This is a genomic window from Thiomonas sp. (assembly GCF_034007205.1).
Lineage (GTDB): Bacteria > Pseudomonadota > Gammaproteobacteria > Burkholderiales > Burkholderiaceae_C > Thiomonas.
In genome coordinates this window covers 1-4,970 of record NZ_JAVERI010000039.1, presented here as the reverse complement: position 1 = coordinate 4,970, position 4,970 = coordinate 1, and the positions used below count along the sequence as shown (strand labels likewise).

General features: G+C 60.9%; 9 protein-coding genes. All 9 read left to right on the top strand.

Annotated elements, in window-relative coordinates; genetic code table 11:
• Positions 1-261 precede the first annotated feature (261 nt).
• Positions 262-660, top strand: a complete 399-nt coding sequence (locus RBR52_RS15300; protein WP_320378137.1) for a four helix bundle protein — start codon at positions 262-264, stop codon at positions 658-660.
• 259 nt (positions 661-919) lie between these two features.
• Positions 920-1,921 (top strand): RNA-directed DNA polymerase, encoded by a 1,002-nt coding sequence (locus RBR52_RS15295; protein WP_320378136.1) that lies wholly within the window; start codon positions 920-922, stop codon positions 1,919-1,921.
• On the top strand, positions 1,918-2,340 hold the full coding sequence (locus RBR52_RS15290; RefSeq protein ID WP_320378135.1) for a hypothetical protein: 423 nt from the start codon (positions 1,918-1,920) through the stop codon (positions 2,338-2,340). The genes RBR52_RS15295 and RBR52_RS15290 overlap by 4 nt, the downstream gene beginning before the upstream one ends.
• Before the next feature lie 9 nt (positions 2,341-2,349).
• The gene (locus RBR52_RS15285) at positions 2,350-2,697 is read left to right on the top strand and encodes a hypothetical protein (RefSeq protein WP_320378134.1); all 348 of its coding nucleotides are present in this window, start codon (positions 2,350-2,352) and stop codon (positions 2,695-2,697) included.
• Complete coding sequence (locus tag RBR52_RS15280) at positions 2,694-3,176, top strand: hypothetical protein (protein WP_320378133.1); 483 nt, start codon at positions 2,694-2,696, stop codon at positions 3,174-3,176. Before RBR52_RS15285 ends, RBR52_RS15280 begins: the two co-directional genes overlap by 4 nt.
• Positions 3,173-3,604 carry a lysozyme gene (locus RBR52_RS15275; RefSeq protein WP_320378132.1) on the top strand — a complete coding sequence of 144 codons (432 nt, stop codon included), beginning with the start codon at positions 3,173-3,175 and terminating at the stop codon, positions 3,602-3,604. Before RBR52_RS15280 ends, RBR52_RS15275 begins: the two co-directional genes overlap by 4 nt.
• 14 nt (positions 3,605-3,618) lie before the next feature.
• Positions 3,619-3,927 carry a hypothetical protein gene (locus RBR52_RS15270; protein ID WP_320378131.1) on the top strand — a complete coding sequence of 103 codons (309 nt, stop codon included), beginning with the start codon at positions 3,619-3,621 and terminating at the stop codon, positions 3,925-3,927.
• A 77-nt stretch (positions 3,928-4,004) separates the two neighbouring features.
• Positions 4,005-4,556: a hypothetical protein gene (locus tag RBR52_RS15265; protein WP_320378130.1), complete on the top strand. Its 552-nt coding sequence runs from the start codon at positions 4,005-4,007 to the stop codon at positions 4,554-4,556.
• Positions 4,544-4,970, top strand: a 427-nt coding sequence (locus RBR52_RS15260) for a hypothetical protein (protein ID WP_320378129.1), incomplete at its 3' end; no start/stop codon positions are given. The genes RBR52_RS15265 and RBR52_RS15260, both read left to right, overlap by 13 nt.

Here is a 4,970-nt window from a genome sequence, read left to right as displayed (position 1 = left end):
GACATGTGCTGACAGGCCTCCTCGTCCCCCAGGCCGGGGGCATATCGTCCGGAGGCACCAGCCTCTTTGGCACTGACCAGTTCTACCAATACATTCGAAACGAGCTGTGTGCTCTCTCTGGTGGCTACTGGTACTATGGTTCGTATGCGGGCGTGTGCTCGCTCTCTTTGAACTCTGCTCGTACGTCCGCGAACAACTCCCGTGGGTTTCGCTGCGCCTGTTACCCTGGCTAGGTGGCGCGATAGCGCCACAGGATAATACATGAAGATTGAAATCACCCAGGCCCCGCTGATCAGAAAGTTCATGGAGACGATGCGGCTCATGAATATCTATCTGAACCACTTCCCCAAGCACGAGCGCTACGCTCTGTGCGCGCGGATCCGGACCACGGCCTACGCGGTCTATGATCTGATCGTCGAGGGAATGAAGCGGTATCACAAGAAGACAACGCTCACGGCGCTGGACATCGCGCACGAGCAGCTGCGCATGCAGGTCTTTCTTGCCCACGAGCTTGGGTACTTTGGGTTCACCAAATGCGTGGCTGACGACAACGAAGGGACTGAGCCAAAGCGATATATGGCCATCAGCCGGCATATCGACGAACTCGGCAAGATGATCGGCGCGTGGATCTCGCGCTCCCAGGAGGCCGGGGCATGGTAAAATTTGGGGTAGGCAACAAGCTGTGTGCTCTCTCTGGTGGCAACTGGAACAATGGTTCGAATGCGGGCGTGTGCACGCTCAATTTGAACAATGCTCGTACGAACGCGAACAACAACAATGGGTTTCGCTGCGACTGCGCTCCCTCCTCATGCTCGAAACTGAGATCGTGGAGCACAGGGATTGTCTATCCCGGCCGCAAGGCCGAACTCTGTAAGCCCTCTCATTCTGGTAGCAGCAGCGAACGCCTGAGAGGGATCCTATGAAGCGTCTTGGAAACATCTTTGACCAGGCGTTCACCCAGGACGCGCTGTATGACGCCTACCTGCAGGCCCGCCGCACCAAGCGCGGCAAGGCTGCCTGCATGCGTTTCGCGGCCAGGCTCGGTGCCGAGGTCTCTGCCCTGCGGGAAGAGATCATGTCCGGCACGTACAAGCCCAGGGCCTACCGCGAATTCATGGTTGCAAAGCCCAAGCCCAGGAAGATTCTGGCGCCGGACTTTCGCGACGTGGTCGTGCAGCATGCCATCTACAAGGTCATCTACCCTGTCTTCGACAGGTCTTTTATCGACCAGTCCTTCGCCTGCAGGATCGGCAAGGGCACGCACCGCGCGAGTGACTACGCTCTGCGCGCCCTGCGCACCTGCGACCCGGAGAGCTACCTGCTCAAACTCGATGTCCGCAAGTTCTTCTACTCCATCGATCGCGAGATCCTGCGCAGCCTTATCGCCAGAAAGGTAAAAGATGGCAGGATGCTCGCGGTGATTGCCCTCTTTACGGGCGGCCCTGGCGACGTCGGCATCCCTATCGGCAACCTGCTCTCTCAACTTTTCGCGCTGATCTACCTGAACGAGGCCGATCACTACGCCAAGCGCCAGCTGAAGCTTCGCAACTATGTCCGCTACGTCGACGACATGGTCATGTTCGGCATGGGCCGGGACGAAGCGGTGGAAGTCAAAGAGGCCATGGAAGAATTCTTGGCCACGCGCCTACGCCTCAATCTTTCGCACTGGTCGCTTGGCAAGGTCCGGGACGGCGTCAACTTCGTCGGCTACCGGACATGGCCCTGGGGCCGCCTGGTCCGTCGCTACAGCCTGCACAAGTTCAACAGGGCCGTGGCCAGAAACAAGGACGCGACCGCATGGTCCTTGATAGCTCATGCCAAAGATACGGCCAGCATGGGGCACATCGGCCGCGCGCTGGCTGCGAATGAGGAAATGTTCAACCGCCTCCCGCAGGCGCACAAGGCGAGGATCGCTGCATGACACAGCTCGAAATGGAGTTCCAGACATACGGCCGCCTGCTGACCGGCGAAGAGACCGAGCTTGAAAAAGCGAAGCTCGCGCGCACCAGGTACCTCAAGCTCAAAATACGCAAGCCTCTGGCTGTCGCCATTGGCGACGACCCGGACACGATCACCGATGTGCTGCGCGCGGTACTGCTCTGCCACGCGATCCAGGCCGGGATCGTTACCGACCCGGCCGTCATCACCCGGCTGCGCACATACGTTCAAGAAATGCTCGAAGGTTACGGCGGGGCCGAAGCGATCATGGACGTGCTCGAATACGACAAAGCCATGATCGGCCAGCACGTGATGCTTGGATACTTTGCGGCAAAGGCGATGATCGACGCGGCGACGACGCCCGAAGACGTGATGATGATCGACCTGCCGGAACGCGAATAGGGAGGTGGCATGGAGGCAATGACGCCACAGATAATTGGCATCAGCGTGACCGTTGGGCTCGCTGGAGCAGGGGCCATTGCCGGAGTCCTCAAATGGAGCCTGGGCCGCAACCTCAAAGCGATGGACGACAAGATCACCGACCTCGCGGCCAAGGTGGACGAACTCAATAAGGCCAATGCATCGCTGCGCGAGGCCTCTGTCACCGCCCCGGAGTGCTCTGCCTGCCGCAGAGAATGCCAAGACAGGATCGCCAGCCATCAACGCGAGATCCTCGAGTGGATGCGACGGCAAGACGACAAGGCCGACAGGCTGCTGCTCATGCTCGCGAACCGCAACAGCGCAGGAGGTGTGAAGTGATCGAACTGCTCGGAATGCTTTTCGGTGGCGTGTTCCGCATATTACCCGAACTCCTGAAGTGGGCGGACCGCAAAGACGAACGCAAGCATGAACTATCCATGCTGGACAAGAACCTCGAAGCCGACCGGATGCGGGCGCAGATGGAGATCCAACGGATCAACGCCGAGGCCGACGTCATCCTGGGACAGAAGGAAATCGAGGCTATCGTCGCCGCGACGAAAGCCCAGGGCGCACGCACTGGCGTACGGTGGGTGGACGGGATCAATGCGCTCATGCGGCCAATCATCACATTTTGGTGGGTGATCATCCTCTACACAGCGGCCATGAGCGTGCAGTTTTACGGCCTGCTGCAGCACGATTTTTCCGTGGCGGCCGCCCTTTTGACCGTGTTCGGCCAGCCGGAAAAAGCCATCGCGGCCAGCATCATTTCGTTCTGGTTCGTCGACCGCAGCCTTCGCCGACCGTCGGTGCTCAGATGAAGATCTTGCTAACCCTGATCCGCCGCTTCGAAGGCTGCAGGCTCCTGGCCTACCTCTGCCCCGCTGGCGTCTGGACGCTCGGATGGGGCGCGACAGGTCCCGGCATCGCCAAGGGGGCAACGTGGACACAGGAGCAGGCCGACGCACGGCTCGATTCCGACGCCATGGCCTACTATATGGCAACAATCAAGGCATCACCGGGGCTCGCCCTCTACCCGGAGATAGCCCAGGCGATCGCCGACTTCGTCTACAATTTGGGGATCACCAGGTACAAGTCCAGCACCCTTAAGAAACGCATCGATGCCGAGGACTGGGACTACGCTTGTGACGAGATCGTGCGGTGGGTTTTTGGTGGGGGCAGGAAGTTGCCCGGGCTGGTTTTGCGAAGGCAGGCAGAGGCGGCGATTATTGCGCGGGAGGCGGTGTGAGTATTCAGGACGACGTGAGAAATATACTGATCCAAACGGGCCAACCGGTAACGTGGACCACTGCCGCAGGCGTGGCCACGGCCGACGTCCCGGCGCTCATCACCGACCAGCCCGAGGGCAAGACCGATGTGTCTGGCCGCAATCAGCGCGTGGCCATGGTCCGCGTCAGCAAAACGGACGTGGCCGCCGTCGGCTACCGCGACACGTTCACCGAGAGCGACGGCACGGTCTGGACTGTCATCGATGTCAACCGTCTGATCAACGACCGCACCGCCGGGACGTGGCGGGTCATGGTTGAGACTGGCGTGCGGGGGGCGTTCTAGTGGCTGAGATGATCACGACATCCACAGGGCGGCGCTACCCGTTTTTGGACGGCGGGCCCAATGGAGCTGCTGTCCGCTTGTCCATCGACGACGGCGGCGGGCTTTATCTGCGCAGGCTGGCCGCAGAGTTCCCGCGTGAGTTCGCCCGCGCCATCAAGTCCGCCGGCTGGGCCCTGCGCAAGGACCTACAGGGCGACATCTACAAAGGCGGCCCCGGCGAGGCCAGATGGTCCCCGCTCTCAGGCCCGCACGCAGGCCGAGTTTTCGACGACGCCAAGGGCATGCCGCGCATCCCGCGCACGCATCCTATGGGCCAGCTCGTGCGCGCCATTGGCTACAAATACGACGCGGGGCGCGAACAGGTCCGCGTCGGCTGGCTCTCGCACAGCGCGGCCAAGCGCGGCGCGGAATTGCAGCGCGGCTTCAAGACCCGCGTGACCAAGAAGATGCGCCGTTTTTTCTGGGCCATCGGCGTCCCGCTGGCCAAGGGAACGACCATGGTCGAGACCCCAGGCCGCGACCTGTTCGACACGGTCATGCGCCACCGCGAGCGCGCGATCCAGCGGTACATCGAAAACAAGGTGCATGACAGCGTGCGTAAAAGCGGGAGGTTTGCATGGGCGGCATAAGCCTGATGGATATTGTGGATAAAATTTCGACCGTGCTTGCCGCAGATGCAGCGCTCATCGCGTGGGCCGACGAGAAGTACAACAAGGCCCTGACCATCCTTGTCGGCATGGACGAGCGCAACAGGCCAGGGCCGGAGTCGTGCCCGCTGATTTTGATCAGGCCGGACAGGCAGGACCTGGGGCAAAGCATCGGAGAGTCGAGCCATCGCGTCCAGATAGACTGGGCTGTTTTCGACGACACCGTGACAACGTCCGGGACGGTCACCGAGTATACGGGTGTGCGCAGGGTCGACGAAATGGGCCGCCTGATCTGGACAGCCTTGTGCTCCGGGATCAGCCCGCAAGTGGCCATGGATCAATCCGAATATGTTCTGGAAACAGTGGAAAAATTTCCCATGCTGCTGGGTGGCATGG

Bases quoted from the DNA above. Each gene is read 5' to 3' on its own strand.
- RBR52_RS15300 (WP_320378137.1), top strand. From the start codon at position 262: ATGAAGATTGAAATCACCCAGGCCCCGCTGATCAGAAAGTTCATGGAG.
- RBR52_RS15295 (WP_320378136.1), top strand. From the start codon at position 920: ATGAAGCGTCTTGGAAACATCTTTGACCAGGCGTTCACCCAGGACGCG.
- RBR52_RS15290 (WP_320378135.1), top strand. From the start codon at position 1,918: ATGACACAGCTCGAAATGGAGTTCCAGACATACGGCCGCCTGCTGACC.
- RBR52_RS15285 (WP_320378134.1), top strand. From the start codon at position 2,350: ATGGAGGCAATGACGCCACAGATAATTGGCATCAGCGTGACCGTTGGG.
- RBR52_RS15275 (WP_320378132.1), top strand. From the start codon at position 3,173: ATGAAGATCTTGCTAACCCTGATCCGCCGCTTCGAAGGCTGCAGGCTC.